This window comes from Methylobacterium hispanicum, assembly GCF_022179285.1.
GTDB classification, from domain to species: Bacteria; Pseudomonadota; Alphaproteobacteria; order Rhizobiales; family Beijerinckiaceae; genus Methylobacterium; species Methylobacterium hispanicum.
Window position 1 is genome coordinate 1 of record NZ_BPQO01000009.1, and the last position, 24,522, is coordinate 24,522.

A 24,522-nucleotide genomic window follows, 5' to 3' on the forward strand; every position below is an offset into this window, starting at 1 on the left:
GACGGAGAGGCGGTGGTCGCCGAAGGAGGCGAGCAGGCTGTCGAGGGGGCGGGTGCGCAGGGCCTCGATGACGGCGGGGGTGATGTCGATGATCTCGTAGCGGGCGAACAGACCGTCGGCGGTGGCCACCTCGGCGCCGGCCACCACCGCGCGCGAGGTCGGACCCGCCGCGGGCAGGATCGAGCAGCCCGACACCGCGAGCGCGGCGCACAGGGCAAGGGGAGTAGCGCGCATCCAGGATCGCCTGACGGTTTCGCCGATTCCGCTGCCTAGCTCAATCCGGTGTTCCCGTCCGTAGCGGGTCGGCCACACCGGTACGAAGACCCCGCGGGAGCGGCCTCCATCCCCGCTGCACACATCCGCGACCGCGCCGCAGCCCCCACGCCGACAGCGACCATCGCATCCGGCCGGCTTCCCTCCGTCCGCCGCCGACCTATTCATTCCCAGCGGGAGGACGATCCGTGACCCTGGCAGACCCTGAAGCCGCCTGCGTGCGTCCGTGCATCCTCGTGGTCATGGGCGTGTCGGGCTCGGGCAAGAGCACCGTCGCCGAGGCGGTCGCGCGGCGCCTCGGCTGGACGTTCGTGGACGGCGACGCCTTCCACACGCGCGAGCACATCGCCAAGATGCATGCCGGCCACCCGCTCACCGACGCCGACCGCGCACCCTGGCTCGCCCGCATCGCGGCCTGGATCGGCGAGCGGCTGGCGGCGGGGGAGCCGGGCGTCGTAGTCTGCTCGGCCCTGCGCCGCCGCTACCGCGAGGGGCTGGCCCTGGGGCGTCCCGAGGTGCGCTTCGTCTACCTCGACGGCGACCGCGCGCTGATCGAGCGGCGGCTGGCGGAGCGTGCCGGCCACTTCATGCCGCCGGCCCTGCTCGACAGCCAGTTCGCCACCCTCGAACCGCCGGATCCGGACGAGCGGCCAGTCGTCGTCGGCATCGAGGATCCGCCGGAGCGCATCGCCGAGCAGGTGGTCGCCGCGCTCGGGCGCGAGGCGGGAAGGGGCGAGCCATGAGCCCGCGTCGAAGCGCGGGCACGCGGCCGGACATCGCCCTGGTGATCTCGGACGTGGACGGAACCCTGGTGACGGACGACAAGCGATTGACGCCCGCCACCGTCGCGGCGGTGCGGCGCCTCGGGGCGGCGGGCATCGGCTTCACCCTGGCCTCGTCGCGCCCGCCCGTCGGGCTGCGCGGCCTCGTCCGCGACCTCGGCCTCGCCCTGCCGCTCGGCGCCTTCAACGGCGCCTGCGTGGTCGGCCCGGACCTCGCCGTGATCGAGGAGCACGCGATTCCCGAGGACGCCGCTCGGGAGGCCGCGCACCGGTTGACGGGGGCGGGGATCGACGTCTGGGTCTTCGCCGCGGGCGCGTGGTGGCTGCGCGACGCAGAGGGGCCCTACACGGATCTCGAGCGCCGCACCCTGCAGGCGGAGCCGCGGGTGCGGGACGACCTCGCGCCCCTGCTCGGGCGGGCCCAGAAGATCGTCGGGGTGAGCCGCGACCACGCCCACCTCGCCGCCTGCGAGGCCGCCGTCGCGGAGGCGCTGGGGAAGCGGGCGAGCGTGCACCGCTCGCAGCCCTACTACCTCGACGTGACGCCGCCCGGGCAGGACAAGGGCGCCTTCGTCGCCTGGATGGGCCGGCATCTCGGCCTCGCGCCGGAGCGGATCGCGACCTTCGGCGACGCCGCCAACGACCGGGCGATGTTCGCGCGGAGCGGGCTCTCGGTCGCCATGGGCAACGCGGAGGATGCGGTGAAGGCGGCGGCCTCGGCCACGACCGATTCGAACGAATCGGACGGTTTCGCCGGCGCGGTGGATCGCCTGATCCTGGCTGCGGCGCCGCGGCCGTAACCGGCGCGCAACAGAATCCGGGCATGATCGGGCGCGGCACGCGGCACGTGCTGTGTCGCACGAGGCACAGGCCCGTCCGTCCGGACCGGCCGCCCACAGGCTGACGCGGCCGGGCCGCTTTCCGGCCTCATTTCGACCCGACCACAGCTTGGCCAGAACAATTACCGGGTCTCGAATGCATCGCCTCCTCCTCGCGACCGCCCTTGCGGCGGCGCCGGCCACGGCCTTCGCTCAGGGCGCGCGCGACAACATCGACGCGCTGATCGAGCAGCAGGCCCGGGCGAACGGCGTTCCCGCGAGCTTCGTGCACGCGGTGGTCAAGCGGGAGAGCAACTACAACCCGAACGCCCGGGGCGGCAGCGCGCTCGGGCTGATGCAGATCAAGCACGCCACCGCCAAGGGCCTGGGCTACCAGGGCGACGCGGCCGGCCTCTACGATCCCGAGACCAACCTGCGCTACGGCGTCGCCTACTTGGCGGGCGCCTACAAGACCGCCAAGGGCAACCTCGCGCAGGCCTACACCTACTACAACCGCGGCTACTACTACGCAGCCAAGCGCCAGGGCCTCGCCACGGAGGTCGCCAGCGTGATGGCCCCGGTGGCCGCCTCGGCCAGCGCCGTGGCGAGCCTGTTCACCGGCCCGCCGCCCGCCGCCGACCCCAGCCTCGCCGCGGCCGGCACGGCGCTGGCCTACGCGCCGACCCTGGCGGCCGCTTCCGTCCAGATCGCAAGCGTCGAGGTGCCGCTGCCGCCGCGCCGGCCCGCCGCCCTCGGGGGCGCGTCCGCGGACACCGTGCAGCTGGCCGCCCTCGACATCGCCGCCGCGCAGGCGGCGGCGCCTCCCCCCGCCGCGGCTCCGGTCACCGCCGGCCAGCCCCAGGGGACCGGCGCGGAACAGGCTCATGCCGAGAGCGTCGAGGTGCCGCTGCCGCCGCGTCGGCCCAGCCTTCAGGTGCTCGCCGCCGTGGCGGCTCCGGCACCCCGGCCAGCGGCCCTCGCCCGCAAGGCCGGCGCCCAGCCCATCCTGGAGGCCTCCGCCCTGCCGGCCCCGCAGGCCCCCGCCCAGTGAGGCGGCTCCGGTGGCCCACCCGGGACCGCGTCCAGGACCGCTTCCGGGGCCGACTATCCGCACCCAACAGGTCCCGCCCGGCTTGACCCCCGCGGCCCGGCACAACAGATAGGTGGCGGGCTTCGCTGCACCGCAGCGCGAGCGGCCCTGAACCACCGCAGGACGCGGCGGGGGGAGCGCCCGATCCGGGCGGGAGGCATCGGCTCTCACGGACACGCTGGGCCGCGAGGTTTTGGCGGATCCGTGCCCGGAGGGCATCGCCTGTGCAGCGGGACGGACCGGACGCGGACGGCAGGACAGGCGTGCCGCCGCACCGGGCGCAGGACGGCCCCTCGGGGCCGCTCCCTGCCTATGAAGGAAGGCGGACGGACGCCATGAACGGCGTGGTGGAACAGGAATCTCTCTTTCTGGCCGATCTCGGTCGCCGGGTTCGCCACGCGCGGACGGTGCGCGGCCTGTCGCGCAAGACGCTGTCGCAGACCTCGGGCCTGTCCGAGCGCTACATCGCGCAGCTCGAGGGCGGCCAGGGCAACGTCTCGATCATCCTGCTGCGCCGGGTGGCCAACGCCATGGGCGTGCGCCTCGACGACCTGATCACCGGCACCGACGCGATCCCCGACTGGCCGGTCGTGCGCGACCTCGTGACCCGCGCGACGCCCGCTCAGATCGCGGCCGCCAAGGCCGTCCTCTCGGGCAACGCGCAGGGCGGGGGCGCCATGCGCCAGCGGGTCGCCCTGGTCGGCCTGCGCGGGGCCGGCAAGTCGACCCTCGGGCGTCTCACCGCGGAGCGCATCGGCTGGACCTTCATCGAGCTGAACGCCGAGATCGAGCGCGAGAACGCACTCTCGGTGCGCGAGATCTTCGCGATCTACGGGCAGGAGGGCTACCGACGCCTGGAGCAGGCGGCGCTGCGCCGCCTCACCGAGCATCCCGGCCCGATGATCCTGGCCACCAGCGGCGGCATCGTGGCCGAGCCGCTGACCTACGACCTGCTGCTGCAGAACTTCTACAGCATCTGGCTGCGGGCCAAGCCCGAGGAGCACATGCAGCGGGTGCGCGACCAGGGCCATCTCGCCATGACGGGCGACCACGCCACCGCGATGCAGGAGCTGCGCGCGGTGCTGATGAGCCGCGAGCCGCTCTACGCCCGCTGCCAGGCGACGGTCGATACCTCCGACATCCCGCTCGACACGATGGTCGAGCGGCTTACCGCCGCGATCGAGACCCGCTTCGGCCTCGGCGCGCGCGTCGCGAGCGTCTGAGCCCCGGATCCGCGGCCCCGGCGCGTGTCTGCCCGGCCGCTTCGTCACGGCGCGCTGCCCCGCGGGTCTTGATCGGGACAGAGGCCGCCCCCACGCTCCGCCGTACGGAACCCGAGCCTTCCGCATGGACTCGGGCCTGCGCAACCCTGATGCCGCAGGATCGGGACTTCGTGGACGGCTGTTATCGGGTAGAATCCTTCCCCGGCACGCGCTGAGGCGCGGCACGCCGGGAGGGACGCGCCGCCCGCTCCGGGCGCCCCGGCGCGTCCCAGGAGACCGAGTTCGAGGAGAGAAGCATGAGCGCAAGCCCCGCCGTCAGTCAGGTCGCCCACGGCCACGACGAGACGCTCGCGGTCTGCGATCCGGTCTGGTCCCGCCTGCGCTCCGAAGCCGAGGCCGTGCTCCGCGAAGAGCCGCAGCTCGCCTCCCTGATGGTCGCCAACATCCTCAACCACGAGACGCTGGAGGGGGCCGTCGCCCACCGGGTCGCCCACCGGCTCGGGCACCCGGCGCTACCGGCCGAACTCATCGCGCACGGCTTCTTCGAGGCCCTGCGCGACGATCCAAGGATCGGCGAGGCCTTCCGGGCCGACATCGTGGCGGTGATGGATCGCGATCCCGCGACCTTCCGGGCGATCGAGCCGGTGCTCTACTTCAAGGGTTTCCACGCCATCCAGGCGCATCGCCTCGCGCACCATTACTGGACCGCCGGGCGGCGTGACCTCGCCCTCTACATGCAGAGCCGCTCGTCCGAGGTGTTCCAGTGCGACATCCACCCGGCGGCACGGATCGGGCGGGGCATCTTCCTCGACCACGCCACCGGCGTCGTCGTGGGCTCGACCGCGGTGATCGAGGACGACGTCTCGATCCTGCACGCGGTGACGCTCGGCGGCACCGGCAAGCAGGGCGCCGACCGACATCCCAAGATCCGCCGCGGCGTGATGATCGGCGCGGGCGCCAAGATCCTCGGCAACATCGAGGTGGGGGCCTGCGCGCGCGTGGCCGCGGGCTCCGTGGTGCTGCGCCCGGTGCCGCCGAACACCACGGTGGTGGGCGTTCCCGCCCGCGTGGTCGGCACGGCGGGCTGCGCCGAGCCGGCGCGGGCCATGGACCAGCTCGTGAGCATGGACCAGTTCATCCACATGGCCGAGGGCATCTGAGGGCGCCCCTGCGCGGGTGCGGGCGCGCTTGCCGCCCGCGCCGCGGCATGGCAAGCCCGCGCCCCATAGCCAGAGGAGACGAGACAGCGTGACCAAGCCCGAGATCGCGAAGCTGCAGGACTACCTGCGCCGCAAGTTCGCGAACAACAACATCCGCATCGTCGCCATGAAGGCCGCCGACTCGGCGGAGGTGTATATCGGCGAGGAGTCGATCGGCGTGATCGCCGACGACAAGGAGGACGGCGACGACTCGTTCGTGTTCCGGATGCCGATCCTCGACATCGACCTTGAGGACTAGGCGTGCCTGTTGACGGGTTAACCCTAGCCCGGACAAACGCTTAACGTTCCGTAAACGACCGGGTTAGAGTGCGCGCGATCCCGTAAAGGAGTCCGCGCGCATGGTCGTCTCGCCCGCCGCCCTCGAATCGATCCGCACGCTCTGCGTCGGCCTCGCCCTCTCCGGCCTGCTCGCCAGCGCCTACGAGCTGCTCACCGCCCGCCGGGCGAGCTTCAGCCTGCTGGAGCGGGGCGGCGTGTCCGCCGCGGCGGCGCTGCCGATGCTGGCCTTCAGCGCGCCGTTCATCATCCTGCGCAACACCGTCCGGGGGCGGCGGATCGAGGGCAGGCCGATCCCCTTCGTGATGCTGGCCACCATGATCGCCTGCAGCTGGAGCCTGCTCTCGGGAAGCCTCGCGCTGCGGTTGGCCGGTCTGATCGCGGGCGTCTGAGCCCCGGGATCGCGAAGGTCTCCACCTTCGGGATCCACGACCTCAGCGGTTAGCCGTCACCGTCGGCGAAGCGCCGCCGTTGAGCGAGACCCAGCGCTCGCCGTCCTGCCCCTCGCGCTTGATGTAGGCGTAGCCGGTGCGGCGCCAGGACAGGACTGCGTTGGTCTTGTTGTCGAGGATGAAGTCGCCGCGGTCGGTGCGCACCATCAGCACCGCGTGGCCCTCGCCGATCTCGTCGATCACCACCGTCATGCGCAGCGCGCGCTTCGGCAGGCCGCGCTCCACCAGCATCCGGCGCTTCAGGAGCTGGTAGTCCTCGCAATCGCCAAAGCCGTCGTCCGGGTAGTCCCAGCGATCAACCACGCCCCAGTGGGCCTGGTCGGTGATCGGCTTGATGCGCCCGTTGACGCGGCGGTTCACGCTGGTCAGCGTCCGCCACAGGGCGGTATTGAGGGGTATCACCGCCGGCTCGCGCGTGTCGACGGCGCATTCCTCGGGCATCCGCGCGCACATCGCCGTCCAGGCCGCGACGGGGCGCACCTCGCCGCCGGTCTCGACCCCGAGGCCGTCCTCCGGCAGGGTGGGCCTGCTGCCGGCCTGGGTGGAGGCGCCCCCGAGCATCAGGATCGTGCCGACGAGGCCGAAGCTGCAGGCCCGCCCCAGACGCCGGACGACGCTCCGGCGCGGTGCCGATAGAGCCAGCGCCGTCTCGGCCACATCCTGGACAACCGCGTGCGCCATGCCCGCCGCCCCCACCGCCCTCGTCGTTGCAATGAAGGTTGCATGACACCGGACGGCGCTCAACCCGAAAATGAAGGGCGAGTTAACGCACCTGGCCGGACGGGGTTCCAAAAGTTTTTCGTGTTGCGCGTGCGCCGATCGGCGGCGTTGCAGCCATGCATCGTCGGCATGTGAGAGCCGCGCGTGTGCGGGAGCGCTTGATTCCGCGCCCATTTGCCGGCTTGAGACGATGCTCCGCGTCCGGGTGATTCGTCCGGACGAACCGACGATCTCGCAAGAACCCGGCCAACGTGCCTCAGGAACAGGACCCAGCGATGCAGCCCGCCATCCAGCACGTGATCCGCGCGCTCGCCGAGGACGGGCGGGAGGGAGCGCAGGGGATCGCCGAGTACGCCGTGGAAACCTTCGCGGCGGCCTGCCCGACCGAGGGCGACCGGGCGCTCGCGCTCGATATCCTGCTGCGCGACCTCGCGAGCCTACGGGGCGTGGCGCCGCATCTGGCCGCCTTCGTCGGCCGGATCGAGGCCTACGTCATCCGCCTGAAGGCCGTGAAGCGGCCGCTCGTCGTGGCGGAGGCGGCCTGATCCTCAGCGGTTGGCGGTCATCGCCGGGGAGGTGAGGCCGCCGAGCGAGACCCAGGCGGTGGCGTCCTGGCTCTCGCGCTTGACGAAGACGTAGCCGGTGCGGTGCCAGGGCAGGATCTGGCTGGTCTTGTTGTCGAGCACGAGGTCGCCGCGGTCGGTGATCAGGGTGAGCACGGCGTGGCCCTCGCCCTTCTCGTCGATCACCACCGTCATGCGCATGGCGCGCTTGGGCAGGCCGGCGGCGGCCAGCAGGTGGCGCTTGAGCAGCTGGAAGTCCTCGCAGTCGCCGATGCCGTCCTCGGCCAGGTCCCAGCGGTCGGGCGTGCCGAGATGGTCCTGGTCGGTCATCGCCTGCACGCTCTTGTTCACGCGCTTGTTGACCGCGACGATCGTCGACCACAGCGCCGGCGTCAGGCTGATCCGCGCCGGCTCCGCGCGGTCCACCGCGCACTCCGCCGCGTAGGCCTGGCAGAACGTCACCCACGCCGCGATCGGCTTGGCCGCGCCGAGCGGGGTGGCGCCGGCCTCGATCGCCGGCAGGGGGAGGGCGGCCTCGGCGGCCCGCGCCGCGCCGCCGAGCAGACCGGCGCAGAGGCCGACCGCGACACCCAGCACCTTCAGAACCGACCCGCCGCGCATCGCAACCACCCCTGTTCGTGTGGCCAAGATGGCGCCCCGCCCCCTGTTCCGCGCTGAAGCCGATGCGCGCAATTTTATCGATTCGCCGCCCCCGGAGCCCCGCCTCGCCGCAGGCCCAACCGCGCCTCACGCGGATGCCGCAACTTGGGAGCATCCCGTTCAGGGATGGGAAACCGTACCCGGGGACGATCGATGGGGACGGCCGCCGATCCAGGCAGTCTCGCCGCCTGCTGGGGCCCGCGTCGACGCACGAGGGTCTCCTCCCCCTCTGCGGGGGAGGGAGAGCGCGGGGGCTATCGCTCGTGACGTCCGCCTACGTCGGGCGCGCAGGGGAAAGGGTCGGGGAGGGAACCGCGGATGCGATGGAGATGGCGAGAGAAGCCGCCCCCGCGCCTGCTCTCACAGCGTCATGCCGTCGTGGAAGCGGTCGGGATCGATCGGCAGCAGGAACTGCACGCCGAGGCCGCCCTCGAAGTAGCGCACCACCCGGCCCGGCGTCCTGCCGACCGTGACGACGGCGCCGATCGCCGGCTGGGCCGCGCAGGCGATGGCCGCGCCGGACATCGAGAAGTCGATGATACGGGCGTGGACCTCGCGGCCCGTCTCCAGGCGGAGCACGACGCCCGGCACCTTCGGCACGATGCGCTCGTGGGTGCGCCCCTCGGGCAGGCCGAGCATCTCGCGGTTGGCGAGCCAGGTGAGCTGCGAGGCGATCTTGTCGCGCTTGCGGGCCGTGCCGGCGAGCTCGATCGCGAAGCCGCCGGTCGTGTGGCGGGCGATCGTGCCCTCGATGCGGCCGACCTGCTCCAGGTAGAGCACCACCCGCTCGCCCACGGTTCCGACCACCGCGCAGGTCAGACGGACGCCGCCCGGCGACATGTCGACGGTCTGGCACGGATATTCCCGCCGGTCGCTCAGCATGTAGCGGCCGAGCAGAGCCACCTGCACGCGCTGGAACCGGCGCTGGTCGGAGGCGCGCACGGCGTGCCGCGGTGTCGGCGCACGGCCCATCTCGGGCACGACGCCGCCGGGGCCCGCAGGCATGACGAGACTCGCTTGCATCCGGATCCGACTTGACGACTGAGATCGGATCGGGACGGTACGCGGCGCCCGTTACGAAAGCCTTTTCCGGTTGCACGAAAACCTGAGGTCGTATCGCGGGGACACGACCTCAGGCACGTCCGCCGCGATGGACGAGCAGATGCCCGCGGCGCACGGGCGCGGCGTCGTTTGCGGGCGCCGGGGGAACGGCGTCGGGCAGCGGGCGCGCCCCGCTCCCGAGGATGCGCAGCGAGACCGTCTCGAGCCGGATCAGCGGCCGCAGGCCGATCCAGTGCGGCACGGTGAGCGGGCTGAGCGTGCCGAGCATGCGCGCGTGGGTGCGGCCGCGATGGCGCAGCGGCAGAAGCAGGAGTTCGAGATCGAGGCCCTCGCCGGCCGCCGTGTGCCCGCGCAGGCCCATCACCGCGCCGACGCCCTCGCCGGCCACGATCTCGAGGATCCGCCACGACTCGGCATGCGCCGGCCCGGCGAGGGCGGCATCGGGCTCCCAGAGGCCGCCGAAGGGCAGGCCGCGCAGCTCGCGGCCGAACAGCGCGCAGACCCGCGTGCCCGCGAGCCGCAGATGCGCCTCGCGCATCGGCAGGCCGATCTCCAGGATCAGGCTGTCGGCCAGCAGGTGCCGGATCTCGCCGGGCTCGATCTCGGAGCGCTCGGGCGCGCAGCGTTCCCCGCGGAGCCGGTTCCAGTAGGTGTGCAGCGCGCGACTGGTCGGATGCTTCATGTGTCCCGGATCCGTCCCTGATTCCACGGGGCTGTCCCGGTTCGGCACACCCGCGGGCGCGGTTCCGAACGATCGTGAAAGCTTAAGGAATCGCTGCGCACAGCCTATGCCTTCAGGCGTGCCGCGGCGCGCGTAACCTGGCCTTAGGGTTAATTGTCCCCGGCAATCGCGCGTCGCGCCCTCTCGCCGCCTGCGGCCGGGGACTTGCCCCGCGCCCGCGCCGGCCGACATGGAGGGACGATGGACGCCTCCCCCGACTTCCCGCGCCAGAGCCGCGTGCCCGTGTTCAACCTGCCGGGCGTGGTCACAGCCTCGATCGCCCTGCTGGTGGCGATCCACGCGGCGCGCGCCCTCGTGCTGCCCGACGAGTGGGATATCCGGCTCTTCGACGCACTCGCCCTGCTGCCGGTGCGCTGGACGCTCTGGATCGACCCGGACCGGGCCCAGGCGGTGATCGACGCCGCCGCGAAGGTCGAGGTACCGGGCTACGCGGAGGCCGTCGAGACCTACATCCGCGTCTTCGCGAGCGACCCGGAGCCGAAGCTCTGGACCTTCGCCACCTACGCGCTGCTGCACGGCTCCTGGCTCCACGTGATCTTCAACAGCGTCTGGCTCGCGGCCTTCGGTGCGCCGGTCGCGCGCCGCTGCGGGGCCTGGCGCTACGGGCTGATCGGGCTCGCGGGCACGGTGGCGGGCGCCGCGCTCCACGTGGCGATCGACCCCTTGAGCACCGCGCCGCTGGTGGGCGCCTCGGCGGGCGTCTCGGCGCTGATGGCGGCCGCCGCCCGCTTCGCGTTCCAGCCGCCCGCCGTCGGCTACGGCAGCCAGCCCTGGCAATTGCCGCCGCGCCGCCCGCCCGAGACGCTGCCCGAACTCCTGCGCAACCGCACGGCCGTGACCTTCCTGGTGATCTGGCTCGTCACCAACCTGCTGTTCGGGATCATCGCCCTGCCGTTCGGGAGCGAGGGTACCTCGATCGCCTGGGACGCGCATCTCGGCGGCTTCGCGGCCGGCTTCTTCCTGTTCCCGTTCCTCGATCCCCTGAGCCGCTCCCCGCGCTGAGGCCCCGCCGCGCCCATGCGGAGATCGCAGGGCCTCCTTGCGCCCGGCGCTTGCCATCCGGAAACATTGGCCACACACTTGCCGCGATCGGCATGAGAGCCGGGATCAACCCGGCCGGGCCGCAACCAGTGCGCCGCGGGGCTGCGGCGCGCATCTCCAGGCAGGGAGGGGACATGACCGTCGCACGCATACTCATCGAGAAGGGCAGTTCCGTCGTCACGATCAGCCCGGCCCACACGCTGGACGCCGCGATCCATCTGCTCGCCGAGAAGAGCATCGGCGCGCTCGTGGTGACGGAGGCGGACGGCGCGGTCGCCGGCATCCTCTCGGAGCGCGACATCATGCGGGTGCTGTCCAAGCTCGGCGCCGCCGCGCTCGACGAGCCGGTCTCCGCCCACATGACCCGCAAGGTGACCACCTGCGGCCGCACCACCACCGTCGAGGAGGTGATGCAGACCATGACCGCGGGCCGCTTCCGCCACGTTCCGGTCTGCGAGGACGGGCGCCTCGTCGGCATGATCTCGATCGGCGACGTGGTGAAGCGGCGCATCGCCACCGTCGAGGCCGAGCATCAGGCCCTGCGCGACTACATCACCACGGCATAGGTCCGGGGATCCCGAAGGGTCGAGACCCTTCGGCGGGGTTCGGGGCAGAGCCCCGAGCCTCCGCCCCGAGCTTGGCTTCGCCGACCAGGGCCAAGATCAGGAACCCTGCCTGGACCCGCCGAAGATCGTAGACCTTCGGGATCCGGGACTTCAGGCCCTGGCGCTCGCGCCGGCCATCAGGGCGCGCAGGCGGGGCAGGGCGGCGCGGGCCGCCGCCTCGCCGAGGGCGATGCCCTCCGCCGCCCGGTGGAACTCGAACAGGCCCATCCCAGAGAGCTCCGGGCCGATGCTGAGATCGGGCGGGTCGCGCTCCAGGCGGGCGCGCGAGATCCGGTCCTGCGTGATGTTGAAGGCGTCGAACATCACCCGGGCGATGCCGGGCGCGGCCGGGACAGGATCGCGCGGTCGGCGGCGGCGCCCGCGCACGACTCCGAACAGGCTCCAGCGGCGGCGCGCCTCGACGGCGCCCGCGACCGCGCGCTCGACCGGGTCCGTGGCCTCGGGCTCGATCACGTGGCCCCGCGCGCCGGACTCGCAGCCGAGATTGACGCAGACCACGAGGTCGGCCCCCATCGCCCGGGCGAGCGCCACCGGCACCGGGTTCACCAGCGTGCCGTCCATCAGCAGGCGCCCGTCGAGCGGAACCGGCGGGAAGATGCCCGGCAGCGCGTAGGAGGCCTGCACCGCCTCGATCAGGGGGCCGCGGCTCAGCCAGACCTCGTGGCCGGCACCGAGCTCGGTCGCGACCGCGGCGAAGCGCACGGGCAGGTCCTCGATGCGGCGCGTCTCGAGGTCCGCCACCAGACGCCGGCGCAGCCGGTCGCCGCCGATCAGGCTGGCGCCCGACAGGCGCAGGTCGAGCAGGCCGACGACCCGGCGCTTGGTCAGCGAGCGGGCGAAATCCTCCAGCGCGTCGAGCTTGCCGGCGGCGTAGCAGGCGCCGACCACGGCGCCGATCGAGCAGCCCGCCACCACGCCCGGATGGATGCCGGCCGCCTCCAGCGCCCGGATCACGCCGATATGCGCCCAGCCCCGGGCCGAGCCGCCGCCGAGCGCGAGGCCGAGGCGTGGGCCGGTCTCGGCCGGACGGCGCGGCTCGACGGCGTCCGGCCCGAAATCCGGGTCCGGCGCCGCACGCAGGCCCGGCCGCAGGCTCAAGGCTCGGCCGGTCGCAGCACCGCGCGGCCCGCGGCCCGGTCGAGCGAGACGCTGCGGTAGAAGCAGGCACGCCGTCCGGTGTGGCAGCAGCCGCCGTCGCCGCCGACCTCCACGGTGATCAGCACGGCGTCCTGGTCGCAATCGGTGCGCATCTCGACGACGCGCTGGATCTGGCCGGAGGTGGCGCCCTTGTGCCAGAGCTCGCCCCGCGAGCGCGACCAGTACCAGGCCTCGCCGGTCTCCAGCGTGCGGGCGAGCGATTCGGCGTTCATGTGCGCGAGCATGAGTACGCGCCCATCCTGCGCATCGACCGCGATGCAGCTGATCAGCCCGCTGGCGTCGAAGCGGGGCGTGAAGGCGGAGCCCTCCTCGACCTCGTGGCGGCTGCCGGGGGCGTCGAAGGGCGGAGGTGCGGTCATCGGTCCGGTCGCCGCGTCAGCCCTTGCCGCCCCGAACCAGCGTCAGGAAGCGCACCTGCTCGTTCGGGTCGTTCTTGAAGGCGCCGCGGAACTGGCTGGTGATGGTCGAGACGCCGGCCTTCTGCACGCCGCGCATCGCCATGCAGAGATGCTCGGCCTCCACCAGCACGGCGACGCCGCGGGGCTTGAGGATGCTCTCGATCACGTCGGCGATCTGGGCCGTCATGGTCTCCTGCGTCTGCAGGCGGCGGGCGAAGGTGTCGACCACGCGGGCGAGCTTCGAGAGGCCGACCACGCCCTTGGTCGGGTAGTAGGCGATGTGGGCGAGCCCCATGAAGGGCACCATGTGGTGCTCGCAGTGCGAGTAGAACGGGATGTCGCGCACCAGCACGATGTCCGAGTAGCCCTCGACCTCCTCGAAGACCCGCTCCAGCAGTTCCTCGGCGTCGGTGTCGTAGCCGCCGAAGAGCTGACCGTAGGCCTTGACCACGCGGGCCGGCGTGTCGCGCAGGCCCTCGCGGTTCGGGTCGTCGCCGGCCCAGCGCAGCAGGGTGCGCACGGCGGCCTCGGCCTCCTCGCGGCTCGGGCGGCCGAGCGCGAGGCCCTCGGGCACCCGGGTGGCGGAGGCCGGCTCCGGCGCGATCTCGGGCGCGATTTCGGGGGCCTGCGCCTCGGCGCGGGGCGCGTTGTCGTTGCGCATCATCGGCAGGACCCGGCCCTCCTCGGCCTCGACCGAACGGTAGGACAGGGATTTGAGAGCGGCATCCATGGCATCTCCCGCCCGCGCCACACGGGACTTCATGGTCGTGCTGTCGGGCTTGGCGTACATCGCGACAGGGCGTCCCGGGCGTCGTCTCCGGCCGGGATCGGGGTCCGGACGGTGCCCGCTGCGATCGAGCGCCCCTGGCCGTGGGCGCGACCCTGGTCGATGGCCGCCTCCTCGCGAAGCGGCGTGGTCTCGCCTATATCGTCGTTTCGGCGCCGTCGCGCAACGGACATCGGATGCACGGCGGGCGGGTCTGATCCCGATCCCGAGAGGATCCTGCGAGAGAGCGACGCTTCGATGCTCGACGACATCTACAACCGGCGCATCCTCGAACTCGCCGCCGACATCCCCCGGCTCGGCCGCCTCGACCGCCCGGACGCCAGCGCCACGGCGCATTCCAAGCTCTGCGGCTCGACCGTGACGGTCGATCTCGCGCTCGGTGCCGAGGACCGCGTCGCCGATTTCGCCCACGAGGTTCGAGCCTGCGCGCTCGGCCAGGCCTCGTCCTCGCTGATGGCGCGCCACGTGGTCGGCGCCTCGGCGGACGAGTTGCGGGCCCTGCGGGAGGCGGTGCGGGCCATGCTGAAGCAGGGCGCGGCGGCGCCGGCCGGCCCCTGGGCGGACTTCGCGGTTCTGGAGCCGGTGCGCGACTTCAAGGCCCGCCACGCCTCGACGCTGCTGACCTTCGACGCGGTGGTCGATGCCCTCGACCAGATCGCGGCCAAGCGCCAGGCCGCCTGAGGTCCGCGTGACCCTGACCCGTCGGGCGGCGCACGTCGCAATCCGGGGCTACCAGCTCACCCTGTCGGGCCTCGTCGGGCGCCAGTGCCGGCACTGGCCGAGCTGCTCCACCTACACGGACGAGGCGATCAGGCGGCACGGGCTCTGGCCGGGCGGCTGGATGGGCTTCGCCCGGATCTGCCGCTGCGGGCCCTTCGGCACCCACGGCATCGACCTCGTGCCGGAGGCGCTGCCGGACGAGGCGCGCTGGTACCGCCCCTGGGCCTACGCCCGCTGGCGCGGCACGCTGGCGCCACCGCCGCTCTGCGAGGCGGTGGAGGAGGGGAGCGGCTGACGCCGCGTCTCTCCCTCCGGAGCGGTGGGGGAGGGGCACGACGGCGCCGTGCGGCGATGCCGACCTTGCCAGCCCGCGGGAAAGCGCGCCACACTCCCCCCTTCGGATCAGGGAACGCCCGAGCGCATGACATCAGGCTCAGCCGCCACCGCCCTCGACGAGGGCATCGTCGCCACCGCCGAGAGCTGCCTCGCCACGGTCAGCGAGGCCCGGGAGGCGATCCACGGGGTGATCTTCGGCCAGGAGCAGGTGGTCGACCTCGCTCTCGTGACCATCCTGGCCGGCGGCCACGGCCTGCTCGTCGGCCTGCCCGGCCTCGCCAAGACCAAGCTGGTGGAGACGCTGGGCACGGTGCTGGGGCTCGACGCACGGCGCGTCCAGTTCACCCCCGACCTGATGCCCTCTGACATCCTCGGCACCGAGATCCTCGACGAGGATGCCGAGCGCCGCCGCTCCTTCCGCTTCGTGAAGGGCCCGGTCTTCACGCAGCTCTTGATGGCCGACGAGATCAACCGGGCGAGCCCGCGGACCCAGTCGGCCCTGCTCCAGGCGATGCAGGAACACTTCGTCTCGGTCGCGGGCGAGCGCCACGACCTGCCGCGCCCCTTCCACGTGCTGGCGACGCAGAACCCGATCGAGCAGGAGGGCACCTACCCGCTGCCCGAGGCGCAGCTCGACCGCTTCCTCCTCGAGATCGACGTCGGTTATCCCGACCGCGCCGCCGAGCGCCGCATCCTGATCGAGACCACCGGCGTCGAGGAGACGCGCGCCAAGCCGGCGATGAGCACCGACCAGCTGCTCACCGCCCAGCGCCTCGTGCGGCGCCTGCCGGTCGGCGAGGCGGTGGTCGAGGCGATCCTCGACCTCGTGCGCGCGGCCCGGCCCGACAGCGGCGACGCGCTGGTCAAGGGCAAGCTGATGTGGGGCCCCGGCCCCCGCGCCAGCCAGGCGCTGACCCTGGCGGTCCGCGCCCGCGCGCTCATCGAGGGCCGCGTCGCCCCCTCGGTCGCGGACGTGAAGGCGCTGGCCGAGCCCGTGCTGAAGCACCGCATGGCGCTGGGCTACGCGGCGCGGGCCGACGGCGAGACCGTCGAGGGGCTGATCGCCAAGCTAGCGGAACGGCTCTGAGCTTGGTCGCGACCCGCGCCCTCAGCGCCGAAGCGCGCGCCCCCGGACGGCGCGAGAGCGAGAGCGCCGCGTCGTTGGCCTCGCGGATGCCCCGGCTGATCCTGGAATCGCGGCGCGTGTCGAGCCTGCTCGCCCACGGCCTGCACGGGCGCCGCCGCGCCGGGCCCGGCGAGAGCTTCTGGCAGTTCCGCCCCTTCGTGACCGGGGAGGCGGCCGCGCGCATCGACTGGCGCCGCTCGGCCCGCGACGACCGGCTCTACGTGCGCGAGCGCGAGTGGGAGGCCGCCCACAACATCTGGCTCTGGATCGACCGCTCGGCCTCGATGGGATTTTCTTCGGACCTGGCGACGGCGCCGAAGATCGAGCGGGCCCTGGTGCTGGGGCTGGCGCTGGCCGACGCCTTCGTGGAGGGCGGCGAGCGGGTGGGCCTGCTCGGCCTCACCCGGGCCACCGCGGCGCGCAACATCGTGGAGCGGCTGGCCCAGAGCCTCGTCGCCGACGAGGCCGGGCTGACCCAGGACCTGCCGCCCCGCGCCGAGCCCGGCCGCTTCGACGAGGCGATCCTGGTCAGCGACTTCCTGACACCGCCCGAGCGCGTCGGCGAGAGCGTGCGGGAGATCGCCGGCCGCGGCAGCCGCGGCCACCTCGTGGCGATCGTCGATCCGATCGAGGAGACCTTCCCGTTCGCCGGCCAGGCGGTGCTGCACGACCTCGAATCCGGCCTCGCCCTCGATATCGGCGAGGCAGCGACCTGGGGTGCGGCCTATCGCGAGCGGATCGCCGCCCACCGCGCCGCGCTCGCCGAGATCGCCCGCGCGCAGGGCTGGACCTTCACGCTCCACCGCACCGACCGGCCGGCGAGCGAGGCGGCGCTCCGCCTGATGACGCTGGTCGCGGCCCGCGGGGCCTGAGGAGGCGTCGTGCTCGGACTGACCTTCGCCGCGCCGCTGGCGCTGGCCGCGCTCGTCGGCTTACCGGCCCTGTGGTTCCTGCTCCGGGTGACGCCGCCGCGCCCGCGCCGCATCGCCTTCCCGCCGCTGAAGCTGGTGGCCGATCTGGTGGCCAAGCGGCAGACGCCCGCCCGCACGCCGCCTTGGCTGCTGATCCTCCGCCTCGCCGCCGCCGCCGCCCTGATCCTGGCGGTCTCCGGGCCGGTCTGGAACCCGCAGGGGGTCGGGGTCGGGGCCGGGGGCGGGCGCAGCGCGCTCCTCGTGCTCCTCGACAACGGCGCGAGCGCCGCCCACGACTGGCGCGCCCGCCTCGCGGTGGCGCAGGACACGATCGAGGGCGCGGCCCGCGACGGACGGCCGGTGGCCGTGCTCGGCAGCGCCGAGGCGCCCGCCGCGGTCGAGGCCCGCACCCCGGCCGCCGCCCTGGAACGCCTGCGCGCGCTGGCGCCCCGCCCGCACCTCGCCGACCGGGCGGCGCTGCTGCCGGCGCTCGGTGCCTTCCTGGAGAAGAATCCCGGCGCCGGCCTCGTCTGGATCAGCGACGGCGTCGCCGGCATCGGGGCCGATGCCTTCACGGGCGAACTCTCTCGGCTTGGCCAAGCGAACGGCGCCGCCGTCACCCTGCTGCGGGCCGACGCGCCGCCGGCGCTCGCGCTCACCGCCGCCGAGCAGGCGGGCAAGCTCACCGCCCGGGTGCTGCGCGCCGCCCCGAACGGCCGTGAGGCCGGCACCGTGCGGGCGCTCGATCAGCGCGGCCTGCCGCTCGCCGAGCACGATTTTTCGTTTCAGACCAGCGCGCTCGCCGCCGAGGTGCCGCTGGAGATCCCGGTGGAGCTGCGCAACAATATCAGCCGCCTGGAGGTCTCGGGCGAGCGCTCGGCCGGCGCGGTGGTGCTGATGGACGAGCGCGGCAAGCGCCGCCGGGTCGGCCTCGTCTTCGGCGGCACCAGCGACCAGGCCCAGCCACTGCTGGCGCCGACCTACTACCTGTCCCGCGCCCTGCAGCCCTTCGCCGACGTGCAGGAGGCGCGCGGCGCCAAGGGCACGGCCGAATCGATCAACCAGCTCCTCGACAACCAGGTCACGGTGCTGGTGCTGGCCGATGTCGGCGCCATGGACGAGCGCACCACCGCGCGGGTGGAGAAGTTCGTCTCCGAGGGCGGCCTGCTGCTGCGCTTTGCCGGGCCGCGTCTGGCGGCCGGAAACGATCCGCTGGTGCCGGTGCGCCTGCGCCGGGGCGGGCGCAACCTCGGTGGCACGCTCTCCTGGGACAACCCGAAGACGCTCGCCCCCTTCGCCCCCGAGAGCCCCTTCGCGGGCCTGAGCGCACCCGCCGATATCGGGGTACGCCGCCAGATCCTGGCGGAGCCCGACGGGGATCTTCCCGCCCGCACCTGGGCTTCGCTGCAGGACGGCACGCCGATCGTCACCGCCGAGACGCGGGGGCAGGGCCGAGTGGTGCTGTTCCACGTCACCGCCGACACGACGTGGTCGAACCTGCCGCTCTCGGGGCTGTTCATCGACATGCTGCGCCGTGTGGTCGCGCTCGCCGGCTCCTCGGCCCCGCCGACCGATGGCGGCCCGCGCCCGCCCGCCGCGATCCTGGCCCCGCGCCTCGCGCTGGACGGGTTCGGGGCGCTGGGCTCCCCGCCGGCCTCCGCCAAGGCGGTCGCGGCCGATTACGGCGACCGCGCCACGCCCGAGCACCCGCCGGGCTTCTACGGGCCGGCGGATGGCGGCGTCGCGGTCAACGCGCTGCGCCCCGGCGACGCGCTGGTGCCGCTCGATCTGGCCAAGCTCAGCGGTGCCCGCACGGGCACGCTCGCCGGGGCCGAGACCCTTGATTTGCGTGCCGGCCTCTTCACCTTCGCGCTGATGCTCCTCGCGCTCGACACCCTGGCGGGCCTGTGGCTCGGCGGCTTCCTGGCCCGCGGCGGGATCGGGCGCCTGCGCCCGCGCCCGGCCGCGCTCATCGTTGCGGGCCTGCTCATCGCGCCGCTGCTGGCGCCCGTCCCGGCCCGCGCCGAGGAGCCCGCCGCCAACCGGCCGAACGGCATCGAATCGGCCCTGGTGACCCGGCTCGCCTACGTGGTGACGGGCGACGCCGCCGTGGACGAGGCGAGCCGCGCCGGCCTCTCCGGGCTGACCCAGATGCTGGCGAGCCGCACCGCGCTTGAGCCCGGCGAGCCCGCCGGCATCGACCCGGCCAAGGACGAGCTGGCCTTCTACCCGCTGATCTACTGGCCGATCGCCCCGAACCGGCCGCAGCCGGGCGAGCAGGCGATCCGGCGCATCGACGCCTTCATGCGCAACGGCGGCACGGTGCTGTTCGACACCCGCGACGGCCTGACCTCCCGCCCCGGCGCCGCGCCGACGCCGGAGGGCACCTACCTGCGCAAGATGCTGGCGACGCTCGAGGTGCCGGAGCTGGAGCCGGTGCCGGCCGACCACGTGCTCACCAAGGCCTTCTACCTCTTGGACACCTTCCCGGGCCGCTACGCCAGCGGCCAGACCTGGGTCGAGGCGCTGCCCCCCGCGGGCGAGGGCGCCGAGCGCCGCCCGGCCCGCGCTGGCGACGGGGTGAGCCCGATCATCATCACGGGCAACGACCTCGCCGCCGCCTGGGCGGTGGGACGGCGGGGCGAGCCGCTCTACCCGGTGGTCGGCGGCGACCAGCGCCAGCGCGAGATGGCGTTTCGCGGGGGCGTGAACATCGTGATGTACACGCTCACGGGCAACTACAAGGCGGATCAGGTCCACGTGCCGGCCCTGCTCGAGCGGCTGGGGCAGTGAGAATCTTCGACGCTCCGCAGGGCCGTTCACGGCGCTCGGGCGGTTACGGGATAGAGCGCGGGTCCCCTCTCCCGTGCGGGAGAGGGACAGGGTGAGGGATGAGAACTATCAGAACTGGGCGGCAAGGGTGCCGCGGCACCGTCGCGACAGCTCCGGCACGTTCTCATCCCTCACCCCAACCCTCTCCCGCACGGGAGAGGGGGCCTGTCGCGCGATCCGCGCCCTGTCCTGACATCCCGGAGGCCGGATCGGCATGCTGAGCCTCAGCTTCACCCCCCTCCTGCCCTGGCCGGTGCTTGCGGGCCTCGGCATCGTCGTCGCGCTGCTGGGCCTGCTCGCCATCGCGAGCCGCGGTCGCGTCGGGCTGCTGCGCGTCCTCGTGCTCGCCCTGGTGCTGGCAGCGCTGGCCAACCCCGCCCTCGTCCGCGAGGACCGCGAGCCCGTGAAGGACGTGGCCGCGGTGATCGTCGACCGCTCCGGCTCGCAGAGCCTCGGCGACCGGCCGCAGATGACCGATCAGGTTCGGGCCGAGCTGCAGCGCCGCTTCGGTGCGCTCACCAACATCGAGCCCCGCTTCATCGACGTGCCGGACGCCCGAGACGGCGACGACGGCACCAAGCTGTTCGCCGCGCTCGGCCAGGCGCTGGCCGACGTGCCGCCGGAACGGCTGGCGGGCGTCGTGATGCTCACCGACGGCGTGGTGCACGACATCCCGGCCTCGATGGCCGCGCTCGGCCTGAAGGCGCCGCTCCACGTGCTCGTCACCGGCCACGCCGACGAGCGCGACCGGCAGATCAAGCTCTTGGAAGCCCCCCGCTTCGGCATCGTCGGCCGGGACCTCACCGTCCGCGCCGAGGTGATGGAGCGCGGCGGCACCGGCTCGGCCGTGGTCACCGTGCGCCGCGACGGCGAGGAGATCGACCGCCGCACGGTCGCGACCGACAAGCCCTTCGCGCTGACCACCCGGATCGAGCACGGCGGCCCGAACGTGGTCGAGATCGAGGTCGAGCCGCTGCCCGGCGAATTGACCACCGTCAACAACCGCGCGGTGCTGCCCATCGAGGGCATCCGCGAGAAGCTGCGGGTGCTGCTCGTCTCCGGCGAGCCGCACCAGGGCGAGCGCACTTGGCGCAACCTCTTGAAATCCGACGCCAACGTCGATCTTGTCCACTTCACCATCCTGCGCCCGCCGGAGAAGCAGGACGGCACGCCGATCTCCGAACTCTCTCTGATCGCCTTCCCGACGCGCGAGCTGTTCGTCCAGAAGATCAAGGACTTCGACCTGATCATCTTCGACCGCTACGCCAACCAGAGCGTGCTGCCGCAGGCCTATTTCGACAACATCGTGCGCTACGTGCGCGAGGGCGGGGCGCTCCTCATCGCGGCGGGTCCGGAATTCGCAGGTGCTGCGAGCCTCGCCCGCACCCGGCTCGCCGGCATCCTGCCGGGCGACCCCAACGGGCGCGTGGTCGAGCGGCCCTACAAGGCGACGCCGACGCAGGTCGGCCAGCGCCACCCCGTCACCCGCCTGCTGCCGGGCGCGCAAGCGGACGGCCCGCCGGCCTGGGGCGACTGGCTGCGCATCGTCGCCGCGCAGACCCGGGCCGGGGTGCAGCCGATCCTCTCGGGCGCCGACAACCTGCCGCTGCTGGCCCTCAACCGCGAGGAGAAGGGACGGGTGGCGCTCCTCCTCTCCGACCACGCCTGGCTCTGGGCCCGCGGCTACCAGGAGGGTGGACCCTATCTCGACCTGCTGCGGCGCCTCGCCCACTGGCTGATGAAGGAGCCGGCGCTGGAGGAGGAAGCCCTCAGGGCACAGATGACGGGCCACGGCCGCGAGGTCCGCGTCGAGCGCCAGACCATGGCGGACACGGCCGAGCCCGTCACCGTCACGGGGCCGACCGGGCGCGAGCGGACGCTCGCGCTCGCGCCCGCCGAGGCCGGCCTGTTCAGCGCCACCTTCGAGGCGCAGGAACTGGGCCTGCACACGCTGCGCTCAGGAAATCTCGTGGCCTTCGTCAGCGTCGGCCCGGCCAACCCGCGCGAGCTGACGGACGTGTTCAGCGACACCGAGCGCCTGCGCCCCGTCGCCGAGGGCGCGGCCGGATCGGTCCGCCGGGTGGCCGAGGCGGGCGTGGTCAGCGTGCCGCGCCTGCAGAGCGTGCGCGGCGGCAGGCTCGCCGGCGCCGACTGGATCGGCTTCCGCCCAAGCGACAGCGCGATCATCCGCGGCGTCGAGGTCTACCCGCTGGCGCTGGGCCTCTGGGCGCTCGTCGGCCTCGCCGCCGCCGTGCTGGCGATGTGGCTGGTGGAGGGGCGGCGCGGGCGGGCCGCCTGAGCCGCCGCTCCCGCGCCCTCACTTCGTCATCGCGCCGTACACCATCTGCCGCAGGACCGCGTAGTAGTGCCCGCGCAGGCTCGGCGCCTGGAACATCGCCACCACCACGAGGCGCTCGGCCGGGTCAATCATGTAGCGCGGGCCGGTGATGCCGCCCCAGTAGACGTCGCCGGCCGCGCCCGGCGTGGCGTGGGGGCCCGCGCCGAGGCGGACCGGGTTCGCGAGGCTCCAGCCGTAGCCCGGATCGACGTTGTTGCGCGGCCCCTTGATCCCGCCGAGGTGGTCGCTGTGCAGCATCAGGCGCACGGTCTGGGGGGCCAGAAGCCGCACGCCGTCGATCGCGCCGCCGTTGGCGAGCATCTGGAGGAGCCGCCCGACATCGCCCGCCGTCGAGGCGAGGCCGGCGCCGCCCGAGAAGCGCTTCGGAGCCTTGCGCAGGTCGAGCCAGCCGTAGACCCAGGCCAGCGGGTCCTTCGCCAGGGTCTGCTGCGAGGGCTCGGCGAGGCGGGCCGCGCGGGCCTCGTCCACCTGCCAGACGGTGTCCTCGAGCCCGAGCGGCTTCAGGACCTGCTCGGTGAGGATCCGGTCGAGCGGCTTGCCCTCGATCCGCTCCAAGAGGTGGCCGAGGACGTCGGTGGCGATCGAGTACTCGAAGGTCGAGCCGGGCTGGTAGAGCAGGGGCTGCTGCGCGAGCTTGCCCAGCATCTCGTCGCCGGTGAGCCCGTAGAGCCCTTCGAGATCCTGCTCGCGCTGGTCGCGCCGCACGGGGTTGGCCGGGCCGATCCACCAGTAGGTGAACCCGGCGGTGTGGCGCATCAGGTCGTGGATCGTGGGCGCGCGCTGGGGCGCCACGGGCGGCGGAACATCGCCCTCCGTGGCGCTCTCGTGCCCCGCGTAGACCTTCAGCGCGCCGAGTTCGGGCAGGTGGGTCGCGACCGGGTCCGAGAGCTTGAAGCGGCCCTGCTCGTAGAGGCGCATGGCGGCCGTGGTCACGAACAGCTTCGTGGTCGAGGCGATGCGGTGCAGGCTGTCCGTGCGCATCGGGGTGCCGGGCGTCTGCTCGCCGAAGGCTCGGGCGAGCACGGGGCGGCCGTCGCGCATCACGAGCAGCACCATGCCGGGGATCTTGCCCGCCGCGACGTCCCGCTGCACGAAGGCGGCGATCGCCTCGAGCCGCGCGGCGTCGAACCCCGCCTGCGCGGCCTCGACGCCTTGCGGCGGCTGGAACGCGGCGGCCGGCCCGGCCCATCCGGCCGCGAGGCCGAGCCCGACGAGGCCGGCCGCGAGGCCGCGCGCCACTGTCTCACGCATGGTTTCCTCCCTCACGGGCATCGTCTTCGCGCGATGCCTCACGGGGGCCGGCCGCCGGAACGGGTTCCGGGGCGGGCGCCCCGGGGACGAGGTAGCCTGGGCCTTGCCGCGCTGCCAAGCGGGTGGCGAAACCGGTGCGGGAACAGTGCGGGAACCTGTCACGCAGATTCCCTGCGATCGCGCCGGGCGCCGCGCTACGCCATCACCCGCCCGAAGAACCCCGCGATCGCCGCCGCCGCCGCGTCCGGCCGCTCGCGGTGGGGGAAGTGGCCGCAGCCCGGCATCGGGGCGAGGTCGAGGTCGGCGAAGAACTCCGGGAGCCGGTCGGTCCAGGCGTAAGGGAAGAGCGGGTCTCCGTCCGGCCAGCGGATGCAGGTCGGCACGGTGATCGGCGGCAGCGCCGGGCTCTCACCCCGCAGCATGGCGAGGCGCCCGGCCTGCTGGCTGAGATACCAGTTGAAGCCGCCCTGCATGGCGCCCGGCTGCAGGAAGGTGTCGACGAAATCCTCCAGCACGTCGTCGAAGGCCCCCGGGTTCGGGCCGGACCAGTGCCGCAGGAAGTGGCCGATATATAGCCGGCAGGCCTCGCGCGAGGAGGACACCATCTCGGCCGCGAAGGGCTTGAGGTGGAAGGACTGGTACCAGATCTCGATGAGGTTGTCGGGCCGGCCCAGGCGCGGGCCGATGCCCGGATAGGGGCAGTCGAAGAAGAACAGGCCGGCGCAGCGCTCCGGCGCCCGGCGCGCCAGCGCCTGCCCCACATAGGCCCCGACATCGTGCCCGACGATGCCGGCCCGCGCGATGCCAAGGGCACCGAGCAACGCGGCGACGTCGTCCGCGTGGACCTCCGGGCCCACCGTGTCGCTCGGGCCCGTGCCCGGCACGGCGCTCCGGCCGAAGCCCCGCAGGTCCGGCGCGATGCAGTCGAACCGGTCGGCGAGCCGGGCCATCACCGGCTCCCAGGTCAGCCAGAACTCGGGCCAGCCGTGCAGCAGGACGAGGGGCGGGCCAGAGCCCCGCCGCGCGACGTGCAGGTCCGCGCCGTTCACCGCGACCGTCTCGTGACGCACCATGCCGATCCTCCGGCGAACTCCCG

25 protein-coding genes and 1 pseudogene are annotated in these 24,522 nt (G+C 73.3%); 16 read left to right on the plus strand and 10 right to left on the minus strand.

Features of this window, described 5'->3' with window-relative positions:
* Positions 1 to 234: pseudogene (locus tag MFF56_RS12105) on the minus strand (polysaccharide biosynthesis/export family protein); the annotation flags it as partial.
* Between the two features lie 281 nt (positions 235 to 515).
* On the opposite strand from MFF56_RS12105, the gene MFF56_RS12110 reads away from it, so the two are divergent.
* From MFF56_RS12110 to MFF56_RS12145, 7 genes are all read left to right on the plus strand, one after another.
* The gene (locus tag MFF56_RS12110; protein ID WP_238230092.1) at positions 516 to 1,016 is read left to right on the plus strand and encodes a gluconokinase; all 501 of its coding nucleotides are present in this window, start codon (positions 516 to 518) and stop codon (positions 1,014 to 1,016) included.
* Positions 1,013 to 1,855, plus strand: coding sequence for a Cof-type HAD-IIB family hydrolase (locus MFF56_RS12115; protein WP_066927559.1), 843 nt, complete (start codon positions 1,013 to 1,015; stop codon positions 1,853 to 1,855). Before MFF56_RS12110 ends, MFF56_RS12115 begins: the two co-directional genes overlap by 4 nt.
* 175 nt (positions 1,856 to 2,030) lie before the next feature.
* Entirely contained in the window at positions 2,031 to 2,924 is an 894-nt protein-coding gene (locus tag MFF56_RS12120) for a lytic transglycosylase domain-containing protein (RefSeq protein WP_066927557.1), read from the plus strand.
* 263 nt (positions 2,925 to 3,187) lie between these two features.
* Positions 3,188 to 4,186, plus strand: coding sequence for a helix-turn-helix transcriptional regulator (locus MFF56_RS12130; protein WP_373324054.1), 999 nt, complete (start codon positions 3,188 to 3,190; stop codon positions 4,184 to 4,186).
* 296 nt (positions 4,187 to 4,482) lie between these two features.
* Complete coding sequence (gene cysE, locus MFF56_RS12135) at positions 4,483 to 5,346, plus strand: serine O-acetyltransferase (RefSeq protein WP_066927553.1); 864 nt, start codon at positions 4,483 to 4,485, stop codon at positions 5,344 to 5,346.
* 88 nt (positions 5,347 to 5,434) lie between these two features.
* Positions 5,435 to 5,644 (plus strand): DUF3126 family protein, encoded by a 210-nt coding sequence (locus MFF56_RS12140; RefSeq protein WP_066927551.1) that lies wholly within the window; start codon positions 5,435 to 5,437, stop codon positions 5,642 to 5,644.
* A 100-nt stretch (positions 5,645 to 5,744) separates the two neighbouring features.
* Positions 5,745 to 6,074 (plus strand): DUF6949 family protein, encoded by a 330-nt coding sequence (locus MFF56_RS12145; RefSeq protein WP_066927549.1) that lies wholly within the window; start codon positions 5,745 to 5,747, stop codon positions 6,072 to 6,074.
* A gap of 42 nt (positions 6,075 to 6,116) precedes the next feature.
* On the opposite strand, the gene MFF56_RS12150 is transcribed toward MFF56_RS12145, so the two are convergent.
* Positions 6,117 to 6,815 carry a transglutaminase-like cysteine peptidase gene (locus tag MFF56_RS12150; RefSeq protein ID WP_066927547.1) on the minus strand — a complete coding sequence of 233 codons (699 nt, stop codon included), beginning with the start codon at positions 6,813 to 6,815 and terminating at the stop codon, positions 6,117 to 6,119.
* Between the two features lie 314 nt (positions 6,816 to 7,129).
* Between MFF56_RS12150 and MFF56_RS12155 the strand changes: the two genes are divergently transcribed.
* Entirely contained in the window at positions 7,130 to 7,399 is a 270-nt protein-coding gene (locus MFF56_RS12155) for a hypothetical protein (RefSeq protein ID WP_066927544.1), read from the plus strand.
* A gap of 3 nt (positions 7,400 to 7,402) precedes the next feature.
* Here the strand turns inward: MFF56_RS12155 and MFF56_RS12160 are convergent, their stop codons facing one another.
* The 3 genes from MFF56_RS12160 to MFF56_RS12170 all read right to left on the minus strand — a co-directional run bounded on the left by MFF56_RS12160 (position 7,403) and on the right by MFF56_RS12170 (position 9,821).
* Positions 7,403 to 8,038 (minus strand): transglutaminase-like cysteine peptidase, encoded by a 636-nt coding sequence (locus MFF56_RS12160; RefSeq protein WP_238230064.1) that lies wholly within the window; start codon positions 8,036 to 8,038, stop codon positions 7,403 to 7,405.
* 399 nt (positions 8,039 to 8,437) lie between these two features.
* A complete protein-coding gene (locus MFF56_RS12165; RefSeq protein ID WP_066924372.1) occupies positions 8,438 to 9,049 on the minus strand; it encodes a PilZ domain-containing protein in 612 nt (203 codons plus the stop codon).
* A gap of 160 nt (positions 9,050 to 9,209) precedes the next feature.
* Positions 9,210 to 9,821, minus strand: coding sequence for a PAS domain-containing protein (locus MFF56_RS12170; protein WP_066924370.1), 612 nt, complete (start codon positions 9,819 to 9,821; stop codon positions 9,210 to 9,212).
* A 240-nt stretch (positions 9,822 to 10,061) separates the two neighbouring features.
* On the opposite strand from MFF56_RS12170, the gene MFF56_RS12175 reads away from it, so the two are divergent.
* Complete coding sequence (locus tag MFF56_RS12175) at positions 10,062 to 10,883, plus strand: rhomboid family intramembrane serine protease (RefSeq protein ID WP_238230065.1); 822 nt, start codon at positions 10,062 to 10,064, stop codon at positions 10,881 to 10,883.
* Positions 10,884 to 11,056: 173 nt separating this feature from the next.
* Positions 11,057 to 11,488, plus strand: a complete 432-nt coding sequence (locus MFF56_RS12180) for a CBS domain-containing protein (protein ID WP_066922158.1) — start codon at positions 11,057 to 11,059, stop codon at positions 11,486 to 11,488.
* A 150-nt stretch (positions 11,489 to 11,638) separates the two neighbouring features.
* Here MFF56_RS12180 and MFF56_RS12185 read toward each other — a convergent pair whose 3' ends face one another.
* The 3 genes from MFF56_RS12185 to folE are packed head-to-tail and all read right to left on the minus strand — an operon-like array spanning position 11,639 to position 13,834.
* Entirely contained in the window at positions 11,639 to 12,640 is a 1,002-nt protein-coding gene (locus MFF56_RS12185; protein WP_238230093.1) for a patatin-like phospholipase family protein, read from the minus strand.
* A 2-nt stretch (positions 12,641 to 12,642) separates the two neighbouring features.
* Positions 12,643 to 13,065 (minus strand): phosphoribosyl-AMP cyclohydrolase, encoded by a 423-nt coding sequence (gene hisI, locus MFF56_RS12190; protein ID WP_066921048.1) that lies wholly within the window; start codon positions 13,063 to 13,065, stop codon positions 12,643 to 12,645.
* Positions 13,066 to 13,081: 16 nt separating this feature from the next.
* Positions 13,082 to 13,834, minus strand: a complete 753-nt coding sequence (folE, locus tag MFF56_RS12195; protein ID WP_505744317.1) for a GTP cyclohydrolase I FolE — start codon at positions 13,832 to 13,834, stop codon at positions 13,082 to 13,084.
* A gap of 294 nt (positions 13,835 to 14,128) precedes the next feature.
* On the opposite strand from folE, the gene MFF56_RS12200 reads away from it, so the two are divergent.
* The 6 genes from MFF56_RS12200 (at position 14,129) to MFF56_RS12225 (ending at position 22,115) form a co-directional block, all read left to right on the plus strand.
* On the plus strand, positions 14,129 to 14,572 hold the full coding sequence (locus MFF56_RS12200; protein ID WP_066921051.1) for an iron-sulfur cluster assembly scaffold protein: 444 nt from the start codon (positions 14,129 to 14,131) through the stop codon (positions 14,570 to 14,572).
* A 13-nt stretch (positions 14,573 to 14,585) separates the two neighbouring features.
* Entirely contained in the window at positions 14,586 to 14,906 is a 321-nt protein-coding gene (gene yidD / locus MFF56_RS12205; protein WP_066921058.1) for a membrane protein insertion efficiency factor YidD, read from the plus strand.
* A 126-nt stretch (positions 14,907 to 15,032) separates the two neighbouring features.
* Positions 15,033 to 16,034: an AAA family ATPase gene (locus MFF56_RS12210; protein WP_066921053.1), complete on the plus strand. Its 1,002-nt coding sequence runs from the start codon at positions 15,033 to 15,035 to the stop codon at positions 16,032 to 16,034.
* Positions 16,035 to 16,036: 2 nt separating this feature from the next.
* A complete protein-coding gene (locus MFF56_RS12215; protein ID WP_066921055.1) occupies positions 16,037 to 16,945 on the plus strand; it encodes a DUF58 domain-containing protein in 909 nt (302 codons plus the stop codon).
* A gap of 9 nt (positions 16,946 to 16,954) precedes the next feature.
* Positions 16,955 to 19,777 (plus strand): DUF4159 domain-containing protein, encoded by a 2,823-nt coding sequence (locus MFF56_RS12220; RefSeq protein WP_238230066.1) that lies wholly within the window; start codon positions 16,955 to 16,957, stop codon positions 19,775 to 19,777.
* Between the two features lie 253 nt (positions 19,778 to 20,030).
* Complete coding sequence (locus tag MFF56_RS12225; protein ID WP_238230067.1) at positions 20,031 to 22,115, plus strand: hypothetical protein; 2,085 nt, start codon at positions 20,031 to 20,033, stop codon at positions 22,113 to 22,115.
* An 18-nt stretch (positions 22,116 to 22,133) separates the two neighbouring features.
* Here the strand turns inward: MFF56_RS12225 and MFF56_RS12230 are convergent, their stop codons facing one another.
* The gene (locus MFF56_RS12230; RefSeq protein WP_197430564.1) at positions 22,134 to 23,426 is read right to left on the minus strand and encodes a serine hydrolase domain-containing protein; all 1,293 of its coding nucleotides are present in this window, start codon (positions 23,424 to 23,426) and stop codon (positions 22,134 to 22,136) included.
* Between the two features lie 194 nt (positions 23,427 to 23,620).
* Positions 23,621 to 24,499, minus strand: coding sequence for an alpha/beta fold hydrolase (locus tag MFF56_RS12235; protein ID WP_066921962.1), 879 nt, complete (start codon positions 24,497 to 24,499; stop codon positions 23,621 to 23,623).
* Positions 24,500 to 24,522 lie beyond the last annotated feature (23 nt).